Genomic DNA, 24,418 nt, shown 5'->3' with positions numbered 1-24,418 from the left:
TTACTTCGTTTCCAAATAAGAAAACGATAACGCAGCAGAAATGACCAATTTACGCTGTCTTCGATGCTTTTGAGCATTCACTGTTCTGTGTTGTGACCAGCTCACTTAGATGGCTAAGCATCACTGCTCACGACTTGAACAGATAAATGCTCAAATAGCACAAAATTTAATCCTGAAAGATCAACAGCCCCTAGTAGTCCATTCATATGAATTCTACAGTTGAAGCTGTTCTGGTAAACCATAGTGTCGTCAGACAATAAAGTTTGAAACTTTTACTGGCTTGAAACTGCATTGATAGGTGTTAAGTAAAGCGATAAAATACAATAAAGTTTGAAACTTTTGCTAACTTCCATGACTGTATTGCAAACAATAAGACAATAAAGTTCGAAACTCATTTCTGGACATAAACGATTTACGCCTTCAATAAATTATCAAAGGATTGCACTAGAAAAACATATCTAAAATCAACTTATAAACACTAAACTATTTAGGGTCACGACCAAACAAAAGTCATTCAAGGAGTTTAGCGGTACTGAAAAATATCAACGATTGTAACGTCAAGCACATCGGCAATTTTAAACGCAACCTCAAGAGAAGGAGAGTATTTTCCTTTTTCAATTGCTACGACGGTTTGCCTAGATACACCGATGGCACTGGCAAGTTCTTGCTGAGTCATTTCATTATTGAAAAAACGTAGTTTCTTGAGAGTATTGGTAATGACCTTAGCCATTTTAAAACCCCTTTCGATACATTTTAATTTGATTCATGAATCTAACGACTTCAGCAGCAAGAGCAAAAACAATAATGATATTTAAAACAAAATAGTCGTTTGGCAAATCGGAATTTGGAAATGTATACGTTGTCAGTGTAGGGAAAATAGTATAGAAAATTGCAAGTATGACACCTGTATATAGTACGTTATATGCTGGTACTGTTGCTTTGTAAGTAATGCTTTTATCTCTTTCATCTTCCGTATAATCTGCATCTTTATCGTCAATAATGGCGATTACGATTGGTAATGCAACTTCTAATATAATAGTCATCACTACAGCATTAAATAATAATTCATTGACTAATTCAACATTCAAGATGTCCCCAGTAACTGAATTGAATATACCAATAAAATAGTCATACCAGATATAGCCTAATATTAAGAGTGATGCCCAGACGCTTCTTTCTTTGTAACCCATAATAAATTCCTTTTAGTTAACGATGAGGTGATGTTAAATATTTTTGACACAGATAAGTTTGAAGGTAAACCTTATCGGTGTCAAACATTTCTTACTTCATGTATATTATATTTGTCACTTGTTTTGTGCTATATCTCAGTAATTTCCTGAAAAATGGTTTGTTAATTGTTTGTCGAATGATTGAAGTGTTAATAATTAGGAATAGTTTCACAGTAAATTGCTGTTGCTGGCACGGAAATGGGCATAAACGTCGCAGCATTCAGGAACTTTACCTAAAACCGCACACGTCATGCCCGAATGCTTTAGTCGGGCATCCAGTGCTTTTTTGACTGTTACAGCTATCAATTAACGGCACAAAGTTTCTTCTAAATTTACAAAGACACTGGATTCCTGCCTTCGCAGGAATGACGACAATTTACTGAACAAGCAATACTGAAAACGACACGTTTTGGGGCAAAAGCTGGTTAGAAAGAAGGAGATCACCAGCTTAAAAAGCTAATAAAGTTTCAAACTTTATTATATTAGTTTCAATCATTAATGTTAAGTTTTACACTTTATTATCCACCCACACATAGTCATAGGAGAACTAAGAATCATGTATCGATATTTATTGTTTTAAACTCTTACTTAACTTTTGTTCACAATCAATTAACAAATAAGTGATGTCTGAACAAAACACCTCCTCCCACCCCTTGGCAAGTCAGTAGGATTCTAGCTTTTCATGCTTTGATTAACGAATGTGTAACTGGATTTCGTTAATCAGTGAACTTCTGTTAAAAGGCTCACTTTACTCTGGGAGTACGGGGTAAAGTTTCTTTAATTTTATACATGCCTCCTCAGTCGTGAACTGCCAGTTCATCTTAGCCTTGGACTCATTACGCTCGGTAACCCAGGCTTCGACTTCAGTATTTAGTGTTTCCTGATCGGGTATTCTTCGGTATAACCTAAAAACATCAGTTGAACGCTGAGTATATGAGTAACTGTTTGAGCAATTGGATGATTTTATTATCATGTTTTTCACCCAATGAGTGAAATGCTCTACGCTCACAAGCTTGCTAAAATGGCTGCTATCTGCGTTGTAACTTTTGCAAGTAGAATAACTACTTGCTGCAAGCTACGTCTTAATATCAGCCATTTTTTCTACGCTTGAGAACGCAGTCAACTGATGTTTCTAGGGAGCGCCACGAAGCGCTTTATTCTGTTGCGGGATTTGTCTCAACGTATACGCAGCCAAGCGATTACATGGCCATAAACCAGAGACAGCAACGTTATTATTTATAATAAGTCCATCAGGTTGAAACGTACCTGACGGGATAATTACCAGTTCATCCCGAAATCTGACGGGCATGCATAATGGGTAACCGCTATGACATGAAGCCCTGTGACAAAGGCCTTGAATAAAGGTTGAGATGCAATGTAGGCCGCAGCATCAAGCGAATTCAGTTAAGCGTCGTAAATCAAAAAATGAAGATGGGGAGTCTTTCCTAGTTGACGAACCCTGACACAAACAGAGAAGCAACTGGTAAATGCATCTGTTTGATCTTCCGGCGTAATATGAAGTGGCATGTATTGAAGGAAATAAAGTGAACGTGGGAGAGCCTGAGTGTTGGAAGGTAGTGACTTCCACTATCCGAATATAAGGTAAACCGAAATTTCAGATAGGGCGCTCAGGCAGTCGGATGAGCCCATAGTACCGTTAACCGTGAAGACAACATAACTTCACATCAGGGAAGGGGCTCAGTGTTACACCCGTTTTTAACGTAACTTTTGAGGTGAAATTGCCATATGGCTAACACTCCAGTAAATATCAGAATATTACAGCGAAAACTTTACTTACGCTCAAAGCTTAACTCGGAGCTTCGATTTTACAGCTTGTACGATAAACTCAGTCGCCTAGATATACTCGAAGAAGCCTATCGACGATGCAAAGCCAATAAAGGCGGAGCAGGAATTGATGGCATCACATTCAGTTATCTAGAGCAGCAAAAGAAAGTCGTTGCGCTGTTAAAAGAAATTCAAACTCAATTACAACAGAAAAACTATCGACCTAGCCCAGTCAAACGAGTAGAAATACTCAAAGACAACGGCAAAACGCGGAAACTTGGGATCCCGATAATCAGTGACAGAATTGTGCAAATGGCGATGACAATAGTGATGCAACCCGTCTACGAACCTCATTTACATGAACACAGTTATGGTTATCGTCCATGTCGAAGCGCCCAGCAAGCGGTAAAAGTCATTGAAATGAGCCTAAAACAAGGCTATCAGCACGTACTTGATGCTGACTTGAGCGCCTATTTCGATACCATCCCGCACGCTAAGTTGATGGCAAAAGTAGAAAGGCGAATAAGCGACAGCAGCTTTCTGAGTTTGCTGAAAAGCTTTATCAAAGCGCCCATCAGCATAGAGACGGTCAACGGGAAATGGCGAATAGAAGCAAGCCGATGTGGCACTCCGCAAGGCGGAGTTATCTCTCCACTACTGGCTAACATCTATCTCAACGATTTCTGTTTGAAAATACACGAAAAAACACCGTGTAAAATCGTTACCTATGCAGATGATTTTGTTGTACTTCATAAGCAAACCTACACACAAGAGCAACTGGACTGGATAACACAGCAATTAAGTGATGAAGGTCTGAAGCTAAATCAAAGTAAAACCCACTGTGTGGATATGGGAAAGCTGATGAATGAGTTTGATTTCCTCGGTTTTAACTTTCAACGGATCACAGGCCTCATCAAAGGCACCAGTTACATCAAGATAGAGGCGTCTAAGAAGAGCCAAACAAAGCTGAAAAATAAAATCAGAGACATAGTGAAACACCGAACCTCAAATACACTTGGCGTACTGATAAATAAGGTTAATCAAGTTCTGAGGGGATGGAAACACTATTTTGGTGGGATAGGTTATCCCAGAGGTGTATTTTTCAGAATAAATGGATTTGTAGTAAACCGGTTCTATCGCTGGCATCGTCGCTTAAGTCAACGTCGAAGCAAGTATCTATCACGAGGTGCTTACGAAAAATTACGCCAAGCTGGTCTTGAGTATTTACCCACGACAAGATGATAAGCAAAGTGAAGGGGCTGAGAGAAGTGTAACAACAGAGCCGTGTGAGGGAAAACCTCATGCACGGAATCGAAGAGGGGCTGCTGGATAAGCGATAGCGAAGCCAGTAGCCTACTCTACTTTAAGCATTGCCTGCTCAAGATACTTAATTCAATTTCAGCCATATCCAACCAACTTCCGTGCTTTGGCGTGTAATGAAATTCTATTTTATTGATCAACCTACGAGCTTCTTCTGGTTCGAAGGCCTTATAAAATGAAGCCGGTGTATGAGTATTCAAGTTATCCTCAACTAATACAATTGTCTCAGCGTCCTTATAACGCCCGTCTACTAAGGCTTTTACTTGATGAGCCCAATCAATGGCCGTTCTGTGTTCAGTGACTTCAACATGTCGCCAGCCCGCTAAAGGCTCAAATATCATGAACAGGTTGCTGACACCGTTACGCTCATACTCTGTATCGTATCGCTCTGGATAACCTGAAACTAAGGGTAACGGATTGCGAACTTCTTTAACTTGTTGTTTGCTGGTTTCATCAAGGCATACTAAAGGACGCTTAGGATTGTAAGGAAGTTTATAGAGTTCTAATATATCTTCCATAGCACTCACGAAAGCAGCGTTTTCCTCTTTAGGTATACACCACTCTTCTTTAAGCCATGGTTTAAGTTCATTTTTTTTAACGCATAATGAACAGAAGTTCTTGATATGTTATCGATATATTTGAGTTCAATCATCTTGTCTCTAAGAAGATTTAATGTCCAACGGCAACGTCCTTCAGGAGGCGTAGAGCAGGCCAGTGCAATTAGGTGTGCTTCGGCTTCGCCATCCATTATGCGTCTGCGGCCTTGATGGCTGTGTTTGCTATTCACAGCGACTTCTAATCCTTCTTCGACAAAACGCTTTCTAAGGCTCGTTACTGCAAGTGGTGAGATGTTTAGTGCTTTAGCAATCTGTTGATTGGTCAGTGGCGAATTATTCTCATCAATAGCAAGTAAAATTTGGGCGTGTCGTTTCTTATGTTGAACAACACGTGGTTTCTTCTGCTTTATCAAAGCCTCAAGCATTGAACGTTCTTCATTACTCAAACGAACGTGGTATTTAACCCTCATAACAACTCCAGTGTTTCTTGTGTTCAGGAGTTGTTAGGATATAACCATTCGTTCATTATTTGTTTTTGAATGGACTACTAGATACCAGTCTTCGCTGGTATGACAAAGGTTGGTACTTTCTAAATCGCCAGATCCCTAATTGGTATTAGCTTTCGTCGGAGCGATGTTTGCCACATGAAAGCGCCAGTCATTATCGGCGATGAACGAAGAGGATATCAACTTGGTTGGGACGGCACTGGTTTTTCAAAGGGAAATTTGCTGGTGAATTCCCCTTTGGGCTGTGTGACACGCAGTATCACGACGTTCTAAACTTCTTTAAGGTTTCAATAACCATTAACACTTAACATCGATTAATAATATGCCGAATTGGCGTCATCAAATCGCTGGCTACCATACCTCTTTCACCTTTACTCACTGCGATATCAGCAGCGTAGCCATGTACCACAACACCCATTTTAGCAGCAGAAGCTAAATCCACTCCTTGGGCAATTAACGCCGCAATAATACCGGATAACACATCGCCACAACCGCCACTGGCTAAGCCGGGGTTACCTACAGCAGCAACAACCGTTTGCTCTCCATCACAGATCAAAGTACCCGCGCCTTTTAATACAACCACACCGCCGTACCGACTTTGCAATGCTTTAACGGCCTGAAAACGATCAGCTTCTACCTCTACAACACTGCTACCGAGTAGTCTTGCAGCCTCAGCTGAATGTGGGGTTAATACCCAGTTTGATTGCTTTTGTGGATTCTTGCTTAAAAAATATAAGGCGTCAGCATCCATCACAATCGGCTTTTCACTAAGCAATGTTGCCTTAAACAAGTTAAGTCCCCAGCCCTCACGCCCGAGCCCTGGGCCTAACACCAACACGCTGGCCCAGCCCAATCGATGGTAAATTTCCATATCGACAAATTCAGCTGGACAAAACATCAACTCTGGGCGATGTGCCAACACAACTGCTAGGTTTTCAGGTCGACTGATCACCGCAACCATACCGCTCCCCGCACGTAAACAGGCTTCTCCACACAGCCTTACCGCACCGGGCATACCGATATCACCACCAATGACTGTCACTTTTCCTGAATCACCTTTATGTATATGTTTAGCTCTTTGCCCTAATTTTCCTTTCAAAAAATCACTTTGGATCAGTTTACAATCAGCTTCTGGCAAAAATGTTTGTAACCCAAGATCAATTAATTGAATATCACCACAATAATGACGGGCTTGGTAAGTAAATAAACCTCGTTTGAGCGCTCCAAACACTAATGTTTGATCCGCGCGTATTGATCTATCACTGGTGCCAGTATTTGCACAAAGACCTGAAGGTACATCCAAACTGATTGTCCAAGCTTTGTTGTCTTCGATAATGTTAATAAGCGGGTCAAAATCCTCACTTAGCGGCCTTGATAAACCAATACCGAATAACGCATCGACAATTAGATCAGCCGATTGAATTTGCTTCGGAACAATGGAAAGTACTTGACCGCCTACTTGCTCGAATTTTTGCTTGGCTTGCTGAAATTCGACCGTGGACGTTGTATTATTCAGCCCCATTACGTGCACATCAAGATCTGGCTGAAGCCTTTGTTGACGTAATTCTCGCGCCAATACTAATCCATCGGCACCGTTGTTACCTGTACCAATTAATATAACTATATTTTTTTGTTTTAAATTGCGCTTTAAAATAAATTCTGCGGCGGCTTTTCCCGCTAACTCCACCAGCTGATACAGTTTTTCACTGTCTTTTTCACACATGGCTTCTTCAGCTTGACGCACTTGCTCGACCCGATAGAGCTCGATAGGCAAATTGATGGTCATTACTGAGTTCTCCACACATATATTTTTAAAAGGAAGTAAAAATGTAACCCTTCTCCGTCAAAATTGACTTACGGGAAGCGATGTTCTGTGAGATTAGCAAATGCTTTTGTTGCAGTTTATGACCTAAATCAGACTTCCTTATATAAATGTGACTTTTTACGCAAAATTCCACATGTGATAATATTCCCATAACATTTCTATCAGATTATGAAATATGTTCTGGTTCAGGCCTTACACGAAAACAACAATTTCTTCGTGGATAAATCACCGAATCGGTGAAACTCGACTTGGTGATACCATCCACGTATTGCAAGACTCGCAAGATTTACCCAAGCAATTAGACAAGCTTAAAGCTCAAGGCGTTAAATTTGGCTTGATTGGCATTGTCGAAGATTTAGGCCCCAAAGGAAATTTAGGTCGTGGAGGTGCTGGAGATGGTTTTGGCGCGGCCGTTGAGCAATGGGTTAATTTGCAATCCAATACATTTTTAAACGGTAATGAATGTGCGCTTTTGGGCGAAATCCACACTCAAGATCTACAGCCCGATGATAACAATGACGTGAGCGCAATCCGCAACAGTGTCGCCAAAATCGATGTTCGTGTTAGTCAACTCATCAAACTTATATTAGCGGCTGGCATTGAACCTATAGCCATAGGCGGCGGACACAACAACGCATACGGTCTACTGAAAGCCTGCTATGAAACTCATAACCAACCAGTAGCCGCTGTAAACCTTGATCCACATTCTGATTTTAGGCTTAAAGAAGGTCGCCACAGCGGTAACGGATTCAGTTATGCAGCGGCTGAAGGTTTTCTTGGTTTTTACCACGTGCTTGGTTTACATGAATTAAAAAACAGTGCTAAAAACCTAGAACAATTACAACAATTTGGCGGCAGTTGGCACAGTTTTCAGCAGGTTTGGATCCGCCGTGAAATCAGCCTATTGAACGCTCTCGATGAAATCAGCACTATGGTTAACAACACGACAATGAAATTAGGACTAGAACTCGACCTTGATGCTATCGAAAACTTTCCATCCAGCGCCATGACAGCCGCTGGCATCCCCTTACTCGATGCCGCTCATTATGTGCATCACATGGCAAAGTATTGTGACTGCCAATATTTGCACCTCGCCGAAGCGGCACCGTCTTGTCATCCAATATCTGTCGAAAATGGAAGAAAACAAGTTGGACAAAGTCTGTGTGAATTGATCTATGCCTATGTTCAAGGACGGTTATCAAGATAAAATAAGCCAAGAATTTAATTCATTAAAACCAGCTAATATGCTCTAATTAGCCTCAATTATTATTTAAAATTTGCTGAACTCGCTTTGAAGTTAAATTCAGCGAATGTCGTTTAGGACGCCAGTTCTAAATACACAAAAATACATACAGGAATGCAGCACCATGTCAGAAGGTGAGTCTAAGCAAACGCACTTTGGTTATAAAACCGTAGACGCTGATAAAAAAGCCGATCTCGTTGCCGACGTTTTCCATTCAGTTGCCGCAAAATACGACATCATGAATGACGTAATGTCATTTGGTGTTCATCGTTTTTGGAAACGATTCACCATCGAAACCGCCGCCGCACGACCGGGCATGAAAGTGCTAGACTTAGCTGGCGGAACCGGCGATTTAACCGCAAAATTTTCCCGTTTAGTCGGTTCAAAAGGTTCAGTAACACTGGCTGATATCAATGACTCAATGCTAAAAGTTGGACGAGATAAATTACGCGATAAAGGCATTATCGGTAATGTCAGTTATGTGCAAGCCAATGCTGAATCCTTGCCCTTCCCTGATAATCACTTTGACATCATTACTATTGCATTTGGCCTACGTAACGTCACCGACAAAGACGCTGCGCTAAGATCCATGCAACGAGTACTTAAACCTGGTGGCAAATTGCTGATCCTTGAGTTCTCCAAGCCTAAACACAACTTGATGCAAAAAGTGTATGATTTATATAGCTTCAAAGTAATTCCACAAATGGGCAAACTGATCACCAATGACGCTGACAGCTATGAGTACTTAGCCGAATCAATCCGTATGCACCCTGATCAAGACACATTGAAAAATATGATGATTGATGCTGGCTTAGAGCAAGTTGACTACACGAATTTAACTGATGGTGTGGTAGCACTCCATCGTGGGTATAAGTTCTAATGATTTCGAAAAAACTGGCGATTTTCTGTGTCAGCGCGATTGAAACCTCTTTGCACCAACTGTCGAAACAAAACAGAGCATTGAGCCCGTTGCTACACAGTCTTAATGGCAAAGTGATTGAAATCCGTCTTAAGCAATTATCTTGGCCGTTGTATTTTATTTGCAGCGAACAAATATTGGTCATGAGCCATTATGAAGGCGATATCGACGTCAGTGTTGAAGCCGATGCAACCACCATTTATCAATTGACAGAAGGTGCCAGTTTAACCGAGCTCATTAAGGCCGATAAGCTAATTATTGAAGGAGAATTAGCCACTCTCCAAAGTTTCAGCCAATACTTACAACAATTGCAATTTGATTGGGCCGAACCTTTGTCGAAATATATTGGTGATGTGCCGACGCATTTTATACAAACAGGATTAACGCAGGTCACGAGTGGGCTTAAAGGATTACTGAAAAGCAGTAGCTCACATTTATCGCAACTTGCCATTGAAGAATATCGTATTGCGCCGCATAAATTGGAATACATCGCATGGTGTGATCGAGTTGAAGAGCTACACTCTGAGACACAAGCGTTATCAGAGCGAATTACACGACTAAGGAATAGCATCAATTAATGTCGATTTCAGGGTTTAAACGTGGTTATCACACCATAAAAGTCATGCTGCAATACGGTTTAGACAAATCGTTACCAAGCAAACTCAAGCCATGGTATTTTCGTGCATTACGAAGTTGTTTATTTTGGTTGCGAAACAAGCATCCTCAGCGATCTGGCGGTGAACGCTTTCGCTTGGCTATGCTCGAACTTGGCCCAGTTTATATCAAACTAGGCCAGATGTTATCGACTCGCCGAGATCTGCTCAATGATGAGTGGGCCGAAGAACTGGCCGAATTACAAGACAGAGTACCGCCGTTTGACTCAGCACTCGCCAGAGCAGCCATTGAAGCCGAGCTTGGCGTCCCCATAGATTCTCTATTTGATGATTTTGAAGACACTCCCCTTGCTTCGGCCTCCATTGCCCAAGTCCATTGTGCGGTATTGAAATCAACTGGCCAGCCTGTGGTTCTTAAAGTGCTACGGCCAAACGTTGAGCAAAAAATCAATCAAGATTTACAGCTCATGGAACAAGTGGCTTCTAGGCTAGAAAAAATCATGGGTAACAGCCATCGTTTTCGTCCTGCCGAAATTATTGCCGATTATAAAAGCACCATTTTGGGCGAGCTTGACTTAAAGCTCGAAGCCATCAATGCCACAAAGCTTCGAAACAACTTTACTGACTCTGATGCTTTGTATGTGCCTTATGTTCATATGGAGCATTGCTATAAGCGTTTAATGGTCATGGAGCGCATCAACGGCATTCCTGTCTCTAACATTGAGCAATTGCAGGCCCAAGGCACGAATTTCAAATTATTGGCTGAGCGCGGCGTTGAGCTATTTTTCACTCAAGTATTTCGGGATAACTTTTTTCACGCCGATATGCACCCCGGCAATATTTTCATCTCCAAAGAGCATCCAGACAACCCATTTTACATTGGCTTAGACTGCGGCATTATGGGTACGCTCAGTGAAACAGATAAACGCTATTTAGCTGAAAACTTTTTAGCCTTCTTTAACCGAGATTACCAGCGTATTGCTCAGCTCTATATTGAGTCGGGTTGGGTTTCAGAAAACACTGACGTTGTTGCTTTTGAGCAAGCCGTTAAAGCCATGTGTGATCCTATATTCCAAAAACCACTAGACGAAATTTCCTTTGGCCATGTGCTATTAGAGTTATTCCGCACGGCAAGAAAGTTTGAAATGGTTGTTCAGCCTCAATTAATTCTATTACAGAAGACCTTATTGTATATTGAAGGACTGGGGCGACAGTTATATCCACAATTGGATTTATGGCAAACAGCTAAGCCATTTCTAGAACAATGGATGTCAGAGCAAATCGGCCCTAAAGCATTTTTTGACAAGGCCAAGGCCAATATGCCTTTTTGGTCTGAAAAGTTGCCGGAATTGCCTGAACTCGTCTATGACAATTTAAAACTTGGACGAAAGTTGCTCGGCAGCCAGCAACAATTATTACAAAAATACGTGCGTCACCAACAACAACTGCACAAAAGTAATTACTTATTGATTACTTCTGCAGTTTTATTGATCTGTGGCACACTTTTTTACAACCAAAGTGTGACACCATTACTCCCACACAGCTTTTATGGGCTTGGTGTTATATTGTGGATTGTCGGATGGCGACAAAGACCTAAAAAACATTAACTTATCACTTATTGAGGATTTTTCCATGGGCGGCATTAGCATTTGGCAATTACTTATTATCGCAGTTATCGTGGTATTACTGTTTGGAACTAAAAAACTGCGTTCAGTCGGTGGTGATCTAGGTGGAGCAGTAAAAGGTTTTAAGAAAGCCATGAACAGCGATGACGACAAAAAGCCACTGACGGATGAAACAGAAACGGCGGCAACAAAGCAAGCGGTAGAAGCTAAAACTAAAACTGAAACTCACAAGAACGAACAGGCGTAATGACTTATGTTTGATGGCATCGGCTTTATGGAATTGCTGCTGATAGGCATCATTGGGCTTGTAGTTTTGGGCCCTGAACGCCTGCCAGTTGCAGTACGTACCGTAACAGGGTGGATCCGTGCGATGAAACGCATGGCGAACTCTGTCAAAGAAGAACTTGAACAAGAGTTGAATATTGAACAGCTGCATAAAGATCTAAAAGAAGCTGAAAGTAAAGGTTTATCAGGATTATCTCCAGAGTTACAAGAATCCATTGACCAACTCAAGCAAGCCGCTGAATCGGTAAATCGTCCTTATAAAGTGGATGCTGGCTCAACTGAAGAGGCTAACAAAGATAAAAGTACTCCGGCCATTGAGTCATCAGCTAACACCGATAAAAATGTCGAATCACACGTTAAGCCTTAAACATAAGTAAACGGAAAATCTATGGCGCAACCGCAAACCCTAGTCAGTCATTTGCTCGAGCTACGTAACAAAGTATTACGCGCTGTTGGCAGTGTCTTATTAGTCTTTATTTGTCTTGTCTACTGGGCAAGTGATATTTATCATTACATCGCCATACCACTCATGAGTACATTACCAGTCAACGGTACCATGATCGCTACCGATGTGGCCGCTCCTTTTTTCGCGCCCTTTAAACTGACATTAATATTGTCATTTTTTATCGCCATACCTTATGTGTTGTACCAAATATGGTCATTCATCGCCCCCGGTTTATATAAACACGAAAAACGTTTAATGGCTCCTTTGCTCTTTAGTAGCACCATGTTGTTTTACCTCGGCATTGCTTTTACTTATTATGTTGTATTTCCTGTTGTGTTTGGCTTCTTCACCAGTATCGCGCCTGAAGGTGTGCAAATCGCTACCGATATAAGCAGTTACTTAAATTTCGTGCTTAAGTTATTTTTTGCTTTTGGTTTAACCTTCGAAATCCCCATTGCTGTTGTGCTGTTATGTTGGGCAGGTGTTACTACTGTTGACGACTTAAAAGCTAAAAGACCTTATATCGTAGTGAGCGCGTTTGTTCTGGGCATGCTCTTAACGCCTCCAGACATCATTTCACAAACCATGCTCGCCATCCCGATGCTCATTTTATTCGAAAGCGGGTTGTTAGCCGCACGTTTTTATTCATCAAAAGACGATGAAACAGATAAGGACTCGGAAAACGACTCAAATAACAGTATCATGCCGTAACCAATCTAAATTCTGGCGCTGTCAAAGAATGTTCAGCGCCAAAAACGGAGAATGATGACATGCGTTATGGATGGTCAATTTTAGCAAGTATTTTATTTTCTACTCAAAGCCTAGCGGGAGTAGAACAAGAACTGCAACAGTGCGCTACGATTAATGACAAGCTAGAGCGTTTAATTTGTTACGATAAGCTGGCGGCTCGACCAAGTACAGCAGTGAATTCAGTCCCTTCAGCCGATACTTTTGGCCAATCAAAGTCAAAAGTGGAGGCACAAAAAGATGACTTTGGCCAAACAAAACCCAAAAAAGATGCCCTAGAGCGTGTCGAATTGACCATAAAAAAAATCAAAAAACATCCTTATGGAAATTTGATCATTACCTTTGAAAATGGTCAAGTTTGGAAGCAAACGAGTGTCGGTAAATATCGTTTAAAAGTTGGCAATAAAGTCTTTATTAAAAAAGGAGCGCTTGGTTCATTTTTACTAGGCACCGCAGATCGAAATACGACTATCAGAGTAAAACGGACTAAGTAACCATTGTCACAATATATTGATATTGCCGTTAACTTAGTTGGCAGCCCTCTCGAAAATCAGCTTGAGCAGGTAATTACTGAAGCTCAAGCTGAAAATGTGTGTCCCTTGATTGTTATCGGTAGTCACATTGAAGAAAGCCAACGTGCGATAGTTTATTGTCAACAACGTCCACAACACTTGTTCACTACAGTAGGCGTTCATCCACATCATGCCAGTGAGTGGACGTCAAACAGTAGCGAGCTACTGGCTGAGCTCGCCAGTCATAATAATGTTGTCGCAATCGGTGAGTGTGGTTTAGATTTTAACCGAAACTTTTCCCCCAAAGCGGCTCAGCTTGAAGCCTTTGAAGCTCAACTTCAACTTGCTGCAAACCTAAACATGCCCATCTACATGCATTGCCGTGATGCCCATAATGACTTTATTACTTTAGTAAAAAAGTATCGCGCTCGGCTTAAGCGCGCTGTATTACATTGTTTCACTGGCAGCTATGAAGAGATGCAACAATGCATCGAGTTAGATTTGCATTTGGGTATCACGGGTTGGGTTTGTGATGAACGCCGTGGCACCGAATTGGCTGAAGTTGTCAAACACATTCCATCAAACCGAATAATGCTTGAAACCGACAGCCCTTACCTACTACCCCGTAACCTTAAACCTAAGCCAAAATCACGCACGAATTACCCGAAATATTTACCGGTTATTGCGACAAAGATTGCAAAACTGCGCCAAGAGCCTCTTGAAGATTTTTCACAGCAATGCTTCGAGAATACTCAGGCATTTTTTAACTTAGAGCACCATTTATGAACCGAATCGCTCATTGGCTGATCATTTTTACATTACTGCTTATTGGTTGTAATCAAGCCTTCGCTGAAAATATTATTCCACTGCAAGTATCCGATCAAAATAAACTTGATTTAAGTACATCCACCTATGTATTAAAAAAACAAAATATTACTGAGGTTAAACATGTGCTTGCGGAATCTGATATCTATTGGCGTCAATTGCAACCTGCAGATTCTAAAATGATTGGAGCGCATAACTTTTGGCTACAAGTTGAGTTGGTTACATCGAGCCCGAGCGTTTCTCGATTTTTAGAGATCAATAATCCTCATTTAGATCAAATAAAAATTTATCACTTTATTAATGGCGAGCTTGCTGACAAAACCATACTGGGTGATTCATTGCCTTTTTCCCAGCGCCTGTTTAATGCTAATAGTTTCTACTACCCAATAAACATCGTCGCGGGGCAAACCCAACTGCTGCTTATTAAAATCGACACCCAAGGCAGCGCTCATTTACCATTGACATTATGGTCTGATAAGGCGCTGTTAGAGCATAAAGACTCGCAATTGATCATAGATGGCATGCAGTTAGGTACACTGCTCGGCATTGGTTGCTTCAGTCTTTTTTTTGCTTTTGCGAGTCGTTCATACAGTTATGGTTATTACTCAGGTTATGTGCTTTGCATGACACTCATTATTGCCACGTTAAATGGTTATGCGTTTCAGTATTTATGGCCGAAATGGCCATCACTTCAACAAAGTGTAATGACAATTATTTTACCACTGGCGCTAGCTTTTGCTCTTTTGTTAACAGAAAAGATTTTGCATTTGCGTAACCAAAACGTACATATGCTTAGGTTTTGTCGTTACGGCGCCAGTATAGCGGTATTTTTAAGTGGTCTATCCTTTTTAATAAGTTATGAATTAGCTTTGCTTATCGATCTTAATACCATTATTGCTGTTTCAATTGCACTTATGGTACTGACAAGCATTCAAGCATATAAAGGACACAAGCTTGCCAAGCTTTATGCTTTCGGTTGGGGATTGATGGTTATTGGCGCTTGCATGACCTGTTTAAGCTATTTAGGGGTGTTAGCCTTTGAATATTCACCACAAACACCAATGATGGTCGGGCTAACTTTAGAAATCGCGGTGATGTCGGTGATCCTCGCCATCCGTTATAACGATGAACGTAAATCCAAAATGCGAATTCAACAAAAAGCTTTAGTTCAAGCTGAACGGATCCGTAAAGCTCGTGAAAGTGCCTTAACCGCAGAAACCAAAAGTAATGCAAAGCTTGAACGTATGGTTCAAGAGCGTACCCTAGAGCTTGAAATGGCCTATCGAGAGCTTAATGAAGCGCATGACAAGCTTAAAGAGCAAACCACAATTGATACGCTTACAGGGGTAAAAAACCGCAGTGCATTCGATAAGAAATTAGCTGCAGAAAGTAAGTTAAGTCGCCGTCAAATGACGCCGATAGCCGTGATGATGTTGGACATTGATCGCTTTAAGCTTATCAACGACACATACGGGCATCTAGCAGGTGATCTTGCCCTTAAAGCCATCGCAACAGCAATAAAAGATGAGCTTAAAAGACCAGCTGATATCGTGTCTCGCTATGGCGGAGAAGAATTTGCCATTATTCTCCCAACAACTGACATGCCGGGTGCTTTAGCCCTTGCTGATAGAATACGAAAAAGCATTAAATCTTTACGTATCGAATGGCAGCAACAGCGTATTTCTTTAACCGTCAGCATTGGAGTCAGTTCTGCAATTATCACGGATGATGCCCATGCAATGAAATTATTAGAGCAAGCCGATAAAGCATTATATTTCGCAAAATCGAGTGGCCGAGATCAAGTTCAAGAGTATTCTGTGCGCTTTAACGCCACTGCGGTATAAGTAACATTTCAGGAGTTTAACGTGAGTATTAATACAGGTTCATTTCCACAACGCAGAATGCGTCGAATGCGTAAACATGACTTCAGTCGCCGGTTAATGGCCGAAAACCAGTTAACGGTTAATGATCTGATCTACCCCATGTTCGTACTCGAAGGCGAAAACCGCACTGAAGATGTTGCATCAATGCCCGGCATCAAACGTTTCAGTATCGACTTATTATTAAAAGAAGCCGCTGAACTGGTCGAGCTGGGTATCCCACTGATTGCTCTCTTTCCTGTTACTCCTGCTGATAAAAAATCGCTACTCGCTGAAGAGTCTTATAATCCCAATGGATTAGTACAGACAGCCATAAAAGCGCTAAAAAAAGCCTTTCCAGAGCTTGGCATCATGACGGATGTCGCACTTGATCCTTTTACTACTCATGGTCAAGACGGCATCATTGATGATGAAGGCTATATTTTAAATGATATCACCACGGACATTTTAATTAAGCAAGCACTATCCCACGCTGATGCTGGTGCCGACATGGTTGGCCCATCCGATATGATGGATGGCCGCATTGGCGCTATTCGTAATGCATTAGAATCGGCCAGACACGTCAATACCCAAATCATGGCTTATTCGGCAAAGTACTCATCAAATTATTATGGCCCTTTCCGTGATGCCGTTGGCTCGTCAGGTAACCTTAAAGGTGGCAATAAGCACAGCTACCAAATGGATCCTGCTAATAGTGATGAAGCCCTTCACGAAGTTGCTATGGACATTCGAGAAGGCGCCGATATGGTAATGGTTAAGCCGGGTATGCCTTATCTTGATATTGTTCACCGCGTTAAAGCGGAACTTAAAGTACCAACTTTCGCTTACCAAGTCAGTGGTGAATACGCCATGCACATGGCCGCGATACAAAATGGCTGGTTGAGTGAACAGCAAATTGTGATGGAATCACTCTTGTGCTTTAAACGTGCTGGAGCTGACGGGATCCTGACTTACTTCGCAAAAACCGTTGCGCAGTGGCTACAAAAAGATAAAATTTAAGCATCTTTGTGCCTCTATATTATACCAATTACAGTAATTGGTATAATGCCTAATATAGAGGTTTCCACTTTTAAAGTATGGTGCTGATTATGTGCTGTTGCTCACCAAATCCTTATAATACGGCTTTACAGAGCTTTGTATCTTCTGACAACAAGCTTGAAGTAGATAAAAATACTATTAACAGGCATATTTTTAAAGATAATCAAGCCCAAAAAACGTATCTAATTACTGTGATTCCTGTTCCAAGAAATAAACCTGAAATTATCATTATAGAAAAAGATTTAAATAACAGAACCGCTTATAAAATAGGTCGTACAATAAAATACTTTTTTTGCACCCCAAAAACGACGTATATGGCAAGAGTCATTGAGTGTCTTGAAAATTTTGGGTCTATTTATCGAAAAAGAGCTCAAGGAGAAGATTTAACGGACTCAGGGGCTCAGGAAATGCTACGTGATGGAAAAATAAAAAAATACGCACATCGTGAATCATATTATAGTGCAGTAAAAAGAGGCCCTGTAGAACCAGCAGCTAGAAAAGAGCCTATTAATCATATTCATCAAGCTTCTCCTCTTACCCCTAACGTATGACAAATCGCGTAGGTTAATTCTGCGCGGTTTAAGGTATAAAAATGGAAATCCTTTACACCTTCTCGCGCTAACACTTTCACCATATCAATGGCTACATTAGCCCCAACTAACTGCCTAGTTTCGGCATCATTCTCAAGACCACTAAACTGCTGGTGTAGCCAATTTGGCAATGTAACATTCGTTTGGTTGGCAAAACGCTTTAATTGAGTGAAATTAGTCACGGGTAAAATACCCGGGACAATTTCAGCTTCAATCCCCGTCGCTACGCATCGGTCTCGAAATCTTAGGTAGGTTTCAATATCAAAGAAAAACTGGGTAATCGCACGATTAGCCCCCGCATCCACTTTACGTTTTAAATTAATTAAATCTGATTGTGCATTTTTCGCTTCAGGATGCGTTTCAGGGTAGGCGGCCACTGAGATATCAAAATCAGCCACTGACCTTAATAAACTCACTAAATCAGCGGCGTAACGTTGAGGGCTAGCCTCTCCTGCGGGTACATCACCACGTAATGCCACAATATCTTTAACACCAGAGCTCCAGTACTGAGCGGCTATTAACTTAAGATCATCATCACAAGCGTCAATCAAGGTTAAATGAGGGGCGGCTGTTAGCTTTGTCTCCTGCTGTATGCGTTCAATAACACTGTGAGTACGATCACGCACACCTGAGTTTGCACCATAGGTGACCGACACAAATTTAGGATTGAGTGGTTCAAGCCTACGCACAGACTTCCACAAGGTTTTTTCCATCTCAGGCGTTGAAGGGGGGAAAAACTCAAAGGAAACGTTAATGTCACCTTTTAACTCTGACAACCCTTGATTCAAAGTATTAGAGTGCTGTGCATGATATGACATTTTTCCTTTTTCTCCTCGCTTCGCATTAACACCTACAGACGTCTAAACGTCCGAACATCCAAACTATCCATTATATTCTACCCCCTGTCAAGATTAAATTTTGTACATATCATTATTCGCTTTGCATAGAGTGAGATAATCCCAATTACATGATCAATCTAATTGCACTGCTCAGTATTTGTTATTGAAAAGGGCGAAACAATAAGGCGATGAATATGCTTGATTTCTGCGAAACTAACTTTGCCGTCACTCCAACAAAACGGGAAACGAAGTAGCGACAGCTTTGTATGTTGGTAGTCCTGCGAGGTTCTCTTTTCTTGGAAAAGACACTGTATACCAGCCTGCGCAGGTATGACGGCACAGAAAACATATAAATAAATCAATAAATTATTTTATCCACCGTAGTTTTTGCTGAGCTTATATCAATTACAGTAATTAAATACCCAACTCAGAGCTATGTATGTGTTCAAAGTACAAGTGAAATTGATGAAGACATAGTTATTCTACGTTAAGACAATTTTGCGTAATAATTTGGACACATACAAGCTCCCGAAGGGCAAGGCTAAAGGACTCCATTACTGCGTTGCAAGTTTTTGAATTATCCCGACAAAAGCACGAAGTGCGTTGAACGCCAGCTTTGTATGGCGGCCGTAGGGAATATAGTACCTCAAACTTGCGCCTTGTACTGAAACCCTTTAGCTCTTGCTGAGTGAGAGATTAATTACTGTAATTGGTATAATTATCCTAGAAACATCAGTTGACTGCGTTCACAAGTGTAGAAAAAATGGCTGATAGTAAGACGTAGCTTGCAGCAAGTAGTTATTCTACTTGCAAAAGTTACAACGCAGATAGCAGTCATTTTAGCAAGCTTGTGAGCATAGAGCACTTCACTCATTGGGTGAAAAACATGATAATAAAATCATCGTATTGCTCAAACAGTTACTCGTATACTCAGCGTTCAATTGATGTTTTTAGGATTATCAAAGAACTTATCGACAGGTACTTAAAGAGCTTTGTAAAGCGGCAAGTAATACAACCTATATGCTTAGGCTATTGAACCGACAAAGATTGAATGAATGAAAGCTTTTATCGACTTACTACATTGAGACAAGTATATGATCGCAACCTATCCGAATTTATCCTGCTTATCCTATCGAACACTAGAGCGCATAAATGAACTACCCGACAAGTCGGCCATTATTTACCGTCTTCATAAAATGAACGGTAAAACTCAAGATTACCGAGTAAATTTCCAAGAAGGAATTGCTGTCGATTGTATCCGTCACAGAGGTTGGCACTCACACTGTACAAGTAACAAAGAAGCCCTCAAACAAATGGCCATTATGCATTACTTGAATGTTCCAGCAGATACGACTGGCCCTTGCCTCATTAATGTAAAAAGTGACTATAACGTTACTGTTCCTAAAAACAAAGCTCAGTGGTTAGCGAGAGCTAATTTAATGGTCTCTAGCACCAACCCAGCCGTCACATTATTATTAGACTTAGACAATACAATGTTTTCGTTGAATCCAAGTAAACAATTTAACTTAGAATTTCCACTGAAGCTTAATCGTTTTAGTACACTTTTTGTAAATGAAGATTCGATGAAAAGAGTTGTCGCATTTCAACAACGAAACCACCACATTAAAGTCATTACAGACGCTGATTACGAGTACGCTATTATTGCTCCTTTATTTTCTCATTTTGGAATAACCCTACATAACACGGATTACTTCAATCGAAACCATCAAGCTATGGAGCAATTAACAAAACATGAATTTATCAAGCGTTACGCATTTGATAAAAGCTGTCTATTAGTCGATGACCAATTAAGAAACAGGTGCCCAAATATTCACTTCCATCACGCTAACGCGCTTACCCCATTTCCTCAATTAAGCGAACAATATATTTAGTCAGGAGATCTTTGGTATAAGAAGGCTTAATGGATCTAGCGATTTAGAAAGTACCAATCTTTGTCATATCAACTAAGGCTGAAGTGACGAGAACTCATCGGTATACTTTCTTCCGCAACTTTCCTAATTAAGCAATAAATCTCGGCATATTTGGGTTAAGTCAGATTGAATTGCAGCAGCGGTGACTTCTCGTCCCGCGCCAGGCCCACGGATAATCAATGGATTATCTTGATAGAATTTACTCTTGATAACAAAAACATTATCTCCTGGAGTTAGGCTCGCATAAGGATGGTTGATATCAACCCACTCTATGCCTACCTTAGCAGTCAAATCGCCTGATATACCTTCCAAAGAGGCAACGTAACGGATCACTTTCTGTTCGGCTTTGGCCGCTTGCCATTGCTGTTCGATACTCGAATCCAGCTCAGAGCATCGATTTAGAAATTCATCTAATGGTATATCAGCTAATTGCTCAGGCACCAGTGAGTCTAATTGAATATCTTCAAGCTCAAGCTCTAAGCCTATTTCACGGGCAATAATTAAAAGCTTTCTTTGCATATCACGACCCGATAGATCGTCTCGAGGATCAGGTTCTGTTATACCTTGCTGTTTAGCCTTGAGCACTAACTCAGAGAATGAAGATTGCCCATCGTAATGCTCAAACAGCCAGCATAATGTACCTGAAAATATACCTCCAACGGCTTCGATTGAGTCACCGCTGTTATGCAGATCATTCAGTGAATATTGGATTGGCAGCCCTGCTCCACAACTGGCATTATATCGCCAAAATAAACGGCGATTACTCAGCTGTTGCTTCAATGACTGATAAAAAGTCATTGGCCCTGATCCGGCTAATTTGTTTGCACTGACGAGGTGAATGCCGCAATTAAAAAACTCATCATATTTCAGAGTCAAACTGGCACTTGCGGTGACGTCCAAGACAATTATGTCTTGATACTCTAGACCATCTAAGTGAGAAAATAAGCTTTTATAATCCCACTGAGTTGCATTACTTTTAAACTGAGACTTCCACTGGCTCAGCGCTATCGCCGTTGCACTCAACAAGGCTTGAGTTGAATTTACAATCCCCACTAAATCAATTTGTGCTTCGAACTCATTGCTCAGTGAAACAACCGATTTTTCAAATACCTCTAGCCATACTCGGCCAATGTTGCCTGCACCAAATAAAACCACAGCAATTCTTTGTTTTGGCCCAGTACAACGTCGATGCACTTTTTGGATCAAACGTTTCACTTGATATTGCGGAACTAATGTAACTAGGCTAACAGAGTCCTGAAATAACGGGATGGCTTCTCGGTTGAGTAATCGTGCAAATCTTCGACGATATAAGTCAACGTCATGACTGACAAGTGCGACCAAACCGTAATTTAAATCTACAGAAAATGACGTTGCCGATTCTACTGATAGAGAAGCTAATACTTCCTCAACGTTCAATTTAGTATCGAGCGTGAATGCCAGTAATAACTGATCTTTTGATTTTCGCCACCATGCCAATGGGATTAAATCTTGTTCATTAAGTCGATGTAATATGTGCTGGGTATCAGTAGAAGTTTTAAGAGTAAATAAAACCACCGAATCCACACTGGTGACGACAGGCTCTCTAGACGAGTCGGATTGAGGGTTGATCAATGTGAAATCCGTGTGTGACGCAAAGCTTGATCGAACCGCCAAACTGACATTGGCATTAAACAGTGGCTGTAAGGTTCGACTGTGTAATACCGGTGTTCCAAGTTTTGCCAATCGATCGGCTTCAGTGAGTGACAGACTACTCAGTAATTTTGCATCACTGATTTTATTCGGATCAGCGTTAAATACACCTTCGACATCGGTCCATATTGTCACTCGTTCAATATCAGCCAAGCTGGCGATTAAGCTGGCGCTATAATCTGAGCCGTTTCGCCCGAGCAGCAAAGTTTTCCCCGCTGTATCACTGCAAATAAAGCCAGTAATAACTAATCGTGTATTAGGGTTGCTCTGGATCAAGCCATGAAGATTCAACGCTGATTCAGATTTTCTGACATGTGTCATGACACCTTCATCCGCGATCAATATATCTCTTGCATCAACCGATTTAGCCTCTACCTCTGCCGAATTTAATAATCTAGCGAGTAAACGCGATGACCATAACTCCCCAAAAGCCAAACATTGGTTCTGCTGATATTCGGTCACTTTACCCTTACATATCTCAGAACTAGTACAGGTCTCAAACGTCAATAAATTTACAATTTGATTATGATCGGTATCGAGATTTTCTTTAAGCTCCTTGGCCATTTCGCCTTCAAACAATTGATCAATGAGTGCTTGTTGCCGAGCAATCAAAACCGCCAATGCTGGCTTCCAGAGTTGTTGTTCACTTATCAATTGTATAATGCGATATAACTGATTAGTGGTTTTTCCTGATGCAGAAACAATAACGATGTCATCACTGTGCCCATGAGTCAGTAAAATGTGCGCGACACGACGGTAACAATCTGCATCAGCTAGGCTTGAGCCACCAAATTTATGTACATGACGAACGGCCATCACGCGTCTACTCCATTATAACGGGCTGCAGCATCAAGTGCTGTTACAATATCATTCACTAAATCTTGAGCGTCTTCAATACCCACGGATAACCTAATTAAATTTGGGCTTATGCCTGCACGCTGTTGTGCCTCATCATCCATAGAGCGATGAGTCATTGTCGCTGGAACTGCCAGTAAACTTTCAACGCCACCAAGGCTTTCTGCAACCGAGAAAAAACTCAATGTTTCAAGAAAGGTCACTAATGAGGCTTCGCCACCCTTTAGTTCAAAGCTTATCATTCCACCAAAACCAAGTTGTTGCTTTTTGGCAATCTCATGTTCAGGGTGATCTGGTAATCCTGGGTAATAAAGTTTAGCAACTTGAGGATGAGCTGTTAATCGCTCTACAATACATTGTGCATTGTACTCATGTTGTTTCATACGCAAAGGTAAAGTGCGTATACCTCGCAAAGTTAAATAAGCATCAAACGCTCCACCGCTCAATCCTAGGGTATTCGCTAGCCAATCGAGTTGCTCACCTAACTCCTTTTCGGCCGCAACAACCACACCACCCACCACATCACTGTGCCCATTAATGTACTTTGTCGTCGAATGCACCACAATGTCGGCACCGAGCGCGATAGGTTGTTGTAATAACGGTGATAAAAAGGTGTTATCTACCGCCACAAGTGCATTAACGGTTTTGGCTTTATTCACTACGGCTTTAATATCCACCACACGTAACAGCGGATTACTGGGTGTTTCTAACCAAATGAGTGCAGGTTTTGCTGCAATCGCATTTTCCCATGCAAATTTATCTGTTTGATCAATGACATTGAGAATAAAGTGGCCTTTACTGGAAAGATGCTTAAACAGTCTTAAGCTGCCGCCATAGCAGTCATGTGGCACCACCAGCACATCATTATGATCAAGTAGCGCAGTGATTAATGTAATGGCTGACATGCCAGTGCTTGTGATGACAGCGCTGACACCTTGCTCAAGTTCGGCCAGAGTATTGGCTAACACAGAGCGAGTAGGGTTACCCGATCGACTATAGTCAAATTCACGTGGGATTTTATGGCCATCAAAACTGTAGTTAGTAGATAAATATAGCGGTGGCACAACCGCACCGTATTGCGTATCGCTTTCAATGCCATTTCGAACGGCTGCCGTTGTTGATTGTCGTTGTGCCATGAACTGAGCCTGCCTTATGCAAA

The 24,418-nt window shown here is 41.3% G+C and carries 23 protein-coding genes; 14 read left to right on the top strand and 9 right to left on the bottom strand.

All coding sequences use genetic code 11. From position 1 onward, the window contains the following. Nucleotides 1-523: 523 nt before the first annotated feature. The 3 genes from E2I05_RS01960 to E2I05_RS22890 all read right to left on the bottom strand — a co-directional run bounded on the left by E2I05_RS01960 (nt 524) and on the right by E2I05_RS22890 (nt 2,202). Nucleotides 524-730: a helix-turn-helix transcriptional regulator gene (locus E2I05_RS01960; RefSeq protein WP_121854090.1), complete on the bottom strand. Its 207-nt coding sequence runs from the start codon at nt 728-730 to the stop codon at nt 524-526. A gap of 1 nt (nt 731) precedes the next feature. Beyond that, a complete protein-coding gene (locus E2I05_RS01955) occupies nt 732-1,190 on the bottom strand; it encodes a hypothetical protein (protein WP_121854091.1) in 459 nt (152 codons plus the stop codon). 787 nt (nt 1,191-1,977) lie between these two features. Then, nucleotides 1,978-2,202: a hypothetical protein gene (locus E2I05_RS22890; protein ID WP_133309439.1), complete on the bottom strand. Its 225-nt coding sequence runs from the start codon at nt 2,200-2,202 to the stop codon at nt 1,978-1,980. A gap of 773 nt (nt 2,203-2,975) precedes the next feature. Here E2I05_RS22890 and ltrA point away from each other — a divergent pair. Continuing rightward, on the top strand, nt 2,976-4,256 hold the full coding sequence (gene ltrA, locus E2I05_RS01945) for a group II intron reverse transcriptase/maturase (protein WP_133309438.1): 1,281 nt from the start codon (nt 2,976-2,978) through the stop codon (nt 4,254-4,256). A gap of 116 nt (nt 4,257-4,372) precedes the next feature. Here the strand turns inward: ltrA and E2I05_RS01940 are convergent, their stop codons facing one another. The 3 genes from E2I05_RS01940 to E2I05_RS01930 form a co-directional block, all read right to left on the bottom strand. Then, nucleotides 4,373-4,888 (bottom strand): IS630 family transposase, encoded by a 516-nt coding sequence (locus E2I05_RS01940; RefSeq protein ID WP_244935428.1) that lies wholly within the window; start codon nt 4,886-4,888, stop codon nt 4,373-4,375. Then, the gene (locus tag E2I05_RS01935) at nt 4,858-5,361 is read right to left on the bottom strand and encodes a helix-turn-helix domain-containing protein (protein ID WP_133309436.1); all 504 of its coding nucleotides are present in this window, start codon (nt 5,359-5,361) and stop codon (nt 4,858-4,860) included. The genes E2I05_RS01940 and E2I05_RS01935 overlap by 31 nt, the downstream gene beginning before the upstream one ends. A 340-nt stretch (nt 5,362-5,701) precedes the next feature. Beyond that, nucleotides 5,702-7,183, bottom strand: a complete 1,482-nt coding sequence (locus E2I05_RS01930; protein ID WP_121853715.1) for an NAD(P)H-hydrate dehydratase — start codon at nt 7,181-7,183, stop codon at nt 5,702-5,704. Between the two features lie 214 nt (nt 7,184-7,397). Here E2I05_RS01930 and E2I05_RS01925 point away from each other — a divergent pair, with 214 nt between their 5' ends. The 12 genes from E2I05_RS01925 (at nt 7,398) to E2I05_RS01870 (ending at nt 17,906) form a co-directional block, all read left to right on the top strand. Further along, a complete protein-coding gene (locus tag E2I05_RS01925) occupies nt 7,398-8,429 on the top strand; it encodes an arginase family protein (protein WP_121853714.1) in 1,032 nt (343 codons plus the stop codon). 160 nt (nt 8,430-8,589) lie between these two features. Then, nucleotides 8,590-9,345, top strand: a complete 756-nt coding sequence (gene ubiE, locus E2I05_RS01920) for a bifunctional demethylmenaquinone methyltransferase/2-methoxy-6-polyprenyl-1,4-benzoquinol methylase UbiE (protein ID WP_121853713.1) — start codon at nt 8,590-8,592, stop codon at nt 9,343-9,345. Next, nucleotides 9,345-9,962 (top strand): ubiquinone biosynthesis accessory factor UbiJ, encoded by a 618-nt coding sequence (locus tag E2I05_RS01915; protein WP_121853712.1) that lies wholly within the window; start codon nt 9,345-9,347, stop codon nt 9,960-9,962. Before ubiE ends, E2I05_RS01915 begins: the two co-directional genes overlap by 1 nt. After that, nucleotides 9,962-11,605: a ubiquinone biosynthesis regulatory protein kinase UbiB gene (ubiB, locus tag E2I05_RS01910; RefSeq protein ID WP_121853711.1), complete on the top strand. Its 1,644-nt coding sequence runs from the start codon at nt 9,962-9,964 to the stop codon at nt 11,603-11,605. Before E2I05_RS01915 ends, ubiB begins: the two co-directional genes overlap by 1 nt. A 25-nt stretch (nt 11,606-11,630) precedes the next feature. Continuing rightward, nucleotides 11,631-11,870, top strand: a complete 240-nt coding sequence (gene tatA / locus E2I05_RS01905) for a Sec-independent protein translocase subunit TatA (protein WP_121853710.1) — start codon at nt 11,631-11,633, stop codon at nt 11,868-11,870. Nucleotides 11,871-11,876: 6 nt separating this feature from the next. Beyond that, nucleotides 11,877-12,275 carry a Sec-independent protein translocase protein TatB gene (tatB, locus tag E2I05_RS01900; RefSeq protein WP_121853709.1) on the top strand — a complete coding sequence of 133 codons (399 nt, stop codon included), beginning with the start codon at nt 11,877-11,879 and terminating at the stop codon, nt 12,273-12,275. Between the two features lie 21 nt (nt 12,276-12,296). After that, nucleotides 12,297-13,064 carry a twin-arginine translocase subunit TatC gene (gene tatC, locus E2I05_RS01895; RefSeq protein WP_121853708.1) on the top strand — a complete coding sequence of 256 codons (768 nt, stop codon included), beginning with the start codon at nt 12,297-12,299 and terminating at the stop codon, nt 13,062-13,064. A gap of 59 nt (nt 13,065-13,123) precedes the next feature. Next, nucleotides 13,124-13,594 (top strand): hypothetical protein, encoded by a 471-nt coding sequence (locus E2I05_RS01890; protein WP_121853707.1) that lies wholly within the window; start codon nt 13,124-13,126, stop codon nt 13,592-13,594. Between the two features lie 3 nt (nt 13,595-13,597). Continuing rightward, nucleotides 13,598-14,398 carry a TatD family hydrolase gene (locus E2I05_RS01885; RefSeq protein ID WP_121853706.1) on the top strand — a complete coding sequence of 267 codons (801 nt, stop codon included), beginning with the start codon at nt 13,598-13,600 and terminating at the stop codon, nt 14,396-14,398. Then, nucleotides 14,395-16,281, top strand: a complete 1,887-nt coding sequence (locus tag E2I05_RS01880; protein ID WP_121853705.1) for a sensor domain-containing diguanylate cyclase — start codon at nt 14,395-14,397, stop codon at nt 16,279-16,281. The genes E2I05_RS01885 and E2I05_RS01880 overlap by 4 nt, the downstream gene beginning before the upstream one ends. Before the next feature lie 21 nt (nt 16,282-16,302). Then, the gene (gene hemB / locus E2I05_RS01875; protein WP_121853704.1) at nt 16,303-17,316 is read left to right on the top strand and encodes a porphobilinogen synthase; all 1,014 of its coding nucleotides are present in this window, start codon (nt 16,303-16,305) and stop codon (nt 17,314-17,316) included. 89 nt (nt 17,317-17,405) lie between these two features. After that, nucleotides 17,406-17,906 carry a hypothetical protein gene (locus E2I05_RS01870; RefSeq protein ID WP_121853703.1) on the top strand — a complete coding sequence of 167 codons (501 nt, stop codon included), beginning with the start codon at nt 17,406-17,408 and terminating at the stop codon, nt 17,904-17,906. On the opposite strand, the gene metF is transcribed toward E2I05_RS01870, so the two are convergent. Next, the gene (gene metF / locus E2I05_RS01865) at nt 17,876-18,763 is read right to left on the bottom strand and encodes a methylenetetrahydrofolate reductase (protein WP_121853702.1); all 888 of its coding nucleotides are present in this window, start codon (nt 18,761-18,763) and stop codon (nt 17,876-17,878) included. The two genes, E2I05_RS01870 and metF, sit on opposite strands and share 31 nt — an antisense overlap. A 1,115-nt stretch (nt 18,764-19,878) precedes the next feature. On the opposite strand from metF, the gene E2I05_RS01860 reads away from it, so the two are divergent. Then, nucleotides 19,879-20,676: a hypothetical protein gene (locus E2I05_RS01860; protein WP_121853701.1), complete on the top strand. Its 798-nt coding sequence runs from the start codon at nt 19,879-19,881 to the stop codon at nt 20,674-20,676. A gap of 123 nt (nt 20,677-20,799) precedes the next feature. Here the strand turns inward: E2I05_RS01860 and E2I05_RS01855 are convergent, their stop codons facing one another. Together E2I05_RS01855 and metB are read right to left on the bottom strand one after the other, a co-directional pair. Then, nucleotides 20,800-23,220, bottom strand: a complete 2,421-nt coding sequence (locus tag E2I05_RS01855; protein WP_121853700.1) for a bifunctional aspartate kinase/homoserine dehydrogenase II — start codon at nt 23,218-23,220, stop codon at nt 20,800-20,802. Continuing rightward, nucleotides 23,220-24,395, bottom strand: a complete 1,176-nt coding sequence (gene metB / locus E2I05_RS01850) for a cystathionine gamma-synthase (protein ID WP_121853699.1) — start codon at nt 24,393-24,395, stop codon at nt 23,220-23,222. Before metB ends, E2I05_RS01855 begins: the two co-directional genes overlap by 1 nt. Between the last annotated feature and the right edge of the window lie 23 nt (nt 24,396-24,418).

The sequence above is a fragment of the Parashewanella spongiae genome (genome assembly GCF_004358345.1).
Lineage (GTDB): Bacteria > Pseudomonadota > Gammaproteobacteria > Enterobacterales > Shewanellaceae > Parashewanella > Parashewanella spongiae.
The sequence above is the reverse complement of the archived record's forward strand: the minus strand, read 5'-3'. Positions and strand labels throughout refer to the sequence as shown.

What these genes read in the sequence shown, in the direction of transcription:
- ubiE (WP_121853713.1), top strand. Translation starts at nt 8,590, where the DNA reads ATGTCAGAAGGTGAGTCTAAGCAAACGCACTTTGGTTATAAAACCGTA.
- ltrA (WP_133309438.1), top strand. Translation starts at nt 2,976, where the DNA reads ATGGCTAACACTCCAGTAAATATCAGAATATTACAGCGAAAACTTTAC.
- ubiB (WP_121853711.1), top strand. Translation starts at nt 9,962, where the DNA reads ATGTCGATTTCAGGGTTTAAACGTGGTTATCACACCATAAAAGTCATG.
- E2I05_RS01935 (WP_133309436.1), bottom strand. Translation starts at nt 5,361, where the DNA reads ATGAGGGTTAAATACCACGTTCGTTTGAGTAATGAAGAACGTTCAATG.
- tatC (WP_121853708.1), top strand. Translation starts at nt 12,297, where the DNA reads ATGGCGCAACCGCAAACCCTAGTCAGTCATTTGCTCGAGCTACGTAAC.
- E2I05_RS01855 (WP_121853700.1), bottom strand. Translation starts at nt 23,220, where the DNA reads ATGGCCGTTCGTCATGTACATAAATTTGGTGGCTCAAGCCTAGCTGAT.
- tatA (WP_121853710.1), top strand. Translation starts at nt 11,631, where the DNA reads ATGGGCGGCATTAGCATTTGGCAATTACTTATTATCGCAGTTATCGTG.
- E2I05_RS01880 (WP_121853705.1), top strand. Translation starts at nt 14,395, where the DNA reads ATGAACCGAATCGCTCATTGGCTGATCATTTTTACATTACTGCTTATT.
- E2I05_RS01955 (WP_121854091.1), bottom strand. Translation starts at nt 1,190, where the DNA reads ATGGGTTACAAAGAAAGAAGCGTCTGGGCATCACTCTTAATATTAGGC.
- E2I05_RS01915 (WP_121853712.1), top strand. Translation starts at nt 9,345, where the DNA reads ATGATTTCGAAAAAACTGGCGATTTTCTGTGTCAGCGCGATTGAAACC.
- E2I05_RS01930 (WP_121853715.1), bottom strand. Translation starts at nt 7,183, where the DNA reads ATGACCATCAATTTGCCTATCGAGCTCTATCGGGTCGAGCAAGTGCGT.
- E2I05_RS01870 (WP_121853703.1), top strand. Translation starts at nt 17,406, where the DNA reads ATGTGCTGTTGCTCACCAAATCCTTATAATACGGCTTTACAGAGCTTT.
- E2I05_RS01890 (WP_121853707.1), top strand. Translation starts at nt 13,124, where the DNA reads ATGCGTTATGGATGGTCAATTTTAGCAAGTATTTTATTTTCTACTCAA.
- E2I05_RS01960 (WP_121854090.1), bottom strand. Translation starts at nt 730, where the DNA reads ATGGCTAAGGTCATTACCAATACTCTCAAGAAACTACGTTTTTTCAAT.
- E2I05_RS01925 (WP_121853714.1), top strand. Translation starts at nt 7,398, where the DNA reads ATGTTCTGGTTCAGGCCTTACACGAAAACAACAATTTCTTCGTGGATA.
- metF (WP_121853702.1), bottom strand. Translation starts at nt 18,763, where the DNA reads ATGTCATATCATGCACAGCACTCTAATACTTTGAATCAAGGGTTGTCA.
- E2I05_RS01860 (WP_121853701.1), top strand. Translation starts at nt 19,879, where the DNA reads ATGATCGCAACCTATCCGAATTTATCCTGCTTATCCTATCGAACACTA.
- tatB (WP_121853709.1), top strand. Translation starts at nt 11,877, where the DNA reads ATGTTTGATGGCATCGGCTTTATGGAATTGCTGCTGATAGGCATCATT.
- metB (WP_121853699.1), bottom strand. Translation starts at nt 24,395, where the DNA reads ATGGCACAACGACAATCAACAACGGCAGCCGTTCGAAATGGCATTGAA.
- E2I05_RS22890 (WP_133309439.1), bottom strand. Translation starts at nt 2,202, where the DNA reads ATGATAATAAAATCATCCAATTGCTCAAACAGTTACTCATATACTCAG.